The organism is Bacillus sp. JJ1562 (assembly GCF_036962705.1).
In the GTDB taxonomy this organism is placed as follows: domain Bacteria; phylum Bacillota; class Bacilli; order Bacillales; family Bacillaceae_L; genus Ferdinandcohnia.
Genome location: NZ_JBALOQ010000067.1, coordinates 1 through 2236, shown reverse-complemented (window position 1 = coordinate 2236; position 2236 = coordinate 1). Strand labels below are relative to the sequence as shown.

Sequence of the window (2236 nt, the reverse complement as noted above, 5' to 3'; positions counted from 1 at the left end):
ACTAGTCGAGTAGAGGGGAATCTCTCTACCTTGCGGTAGATTGTATTCCTCCCCCCTCACAGAACCGTGCTTGCGCAATTAACGCACACGGCTCCTCCTAGTTATCATTCACAAAATATAGCTATTCTTTTAGAATCAGATATTGCTAATTCTGCTATCCTTACTAGTCTTGTTTCCACTTATTATTCCTACCTCTGTGTGTAGTAAATGTGTCCCTAGTAAGGGTGATAACTGGTAGCTAGCCTTTCCTCCATCGGCATTACCCAACTTCATTGGTACTACGCTGCTATCCGACTCCCTAATCGGCATTTGGTTTCCTTACTTTGTATCGCTTGTACACCATACTCTTCTAACAAGAAAAGACCGATAGGGTCTCCCGAGTTGCCGTATCATATCAATGTGTAACGTGCCAAGGTCTCTGACCCCAGAGAGGTTTCATTCTTCTTGCCATATACGAAGAATGAAATGTTGCTTTCTGCTGCAGGTAAAGCATCAGCCCTCTCGATTTACTAACATTATGGGGCTCTATCCCTTCAACCATTTGGCTTTCGGCCCGTCACCTAACTGTCTACGCTTAAAGACTAAAGTTACCTTTAGCCCTCCAAGACTCGCTACGAGTGAATGGCTAGTTCTTACTCGACGGGAATCCCACCCGTTATATGATACGACCTAGGCTCGGCCGCACACCTGCCCCTTTAGTTCAACAAGAAAAAGCTGCCCTTATGACAGCTCTAATCTTCAACTATCGCTACCCGTTTGTTTAAGTACATTTATTCACAAACTTTTCATTTTATACAGTTTCATTATTACAGGATTGCTTTTCCAACTATTTCAACTAAGAAAGGGATCGCCCTAGCAACCCCTTTCCTTAAGAACTTATTTACCTAAAAAGCCACCTTCACACCTAATTGTTTGACCTGTTAACCAGTAAGAATCGTCACTAGCTAGAAATGTAATAACTTTTGCTGCATCTTCCGGCTTTCCTATACGACCAGCAGGAAATTGAGGCAGTAAGTAGTTCTTAATATCGTCCTTCATCCAGCCTGAATCAGTTGGTCCTGGATTAATAGAATTTACAGTTATTCCAACAGGAGCAAGTGCTACGGACAATGGCTCTGTTATCGCTATAATCATTCCCTTTGTAGCAATATAAGCTAAATTATTTGGATCAGGTCCACCAGAAACAAGATTTATAATACGACCATCTTTTTTTTTTTCGAATACTTTTTCATATCTTTTAGCAAATTCAACCGATAACATTAATGTACCACTATTATTTACCTTATAGTGTTTATCTAAAATTTCTGTATTAAAGTCACGAAAGTTTGTTGGAGATTCATAGGTTGCATTATTGACTAATACATTAGCTGTTCCAAGAGTTTCTTCAACTGCTTCTAATAGCTTTATTGGAGATTCTAATAAACTAAGATCTAATGTCATATGTTCCGCTCTTACTCCAAAACTCTTTATCTTTTCACAAAGGACATTTGGGAAATCAATTTCCATTCCATTTCCCTCAATTTCATCAAATTTAGTCCAATGTGTAAAGAAAACATCAGCTCCAGCTTTTGCAAAAGAGAGACAAATTGCTGGCCCTATACTTGTTGAGCGACTTGCCCCTGTTACTATAGCTATTTTTCCATTTAAATTTTGCATAATTATCCTCCTATTAATGAAGGACGCACCTAAAGAGATGAATATTAAATTTACATAGCACGCCCTAAAACTGATAAAATAGACATATTTCTCCCATATTAGGGAATATGAAATATTTTATTTTTTAAAAGTTTATAGGATAGTTGCCATTTATGATTCTCCTTTGTTTCATCTCTAGTATTACAATACCACACCGAAAAATATTTGGGAATCTTTGTTAAACTAACCTGCCCCTATAGTTGAACAAGAAAAGAGCTTTACTCTTGTTGGAGTAAAGCACCCGTTAGTACAGTAAGAACAACGAATATAATATTACTTTTCTTTTGGCTCTGTTAAATAGTATTGATGATGATCCCCGATAAATAAAGTACCTCCAAGGAGGTTCTTTATTTATCTTGCTTCCCAATTAACACTGTTAGTTGAAGCATTAAATAAGCGGAATTCCAATTATTCCATTTAGTCACTTACATGTGTTTCTATGAATTCATTAACATATTTGCTCATCTCTTTATAACGAGTCCAATGAAGATAATGATTTCCTTCTAACGAAACAAGTTTATTTGAAGATCCGTTACTTAAC

The 2236-nt window shown here is 37.2% G+C and carries 1 protein-coding gene; it reads right to left on the bottom strand.

Translation table 11 applies throughout. The features are described 5' to 3' along the window. Nucleotides 1-876: 876 nt before the first annotated feature. Entirely contained in the window at nt 877-1656 is a 780-nt protein-coding gene (locus tag V7097_RS24930; protein WP_335706338.1) for an SDR family oxidoreductase, read from the bottom strand. Between the last annotated feature and the right edge of the window lie 580 nt (nt 1657-2236).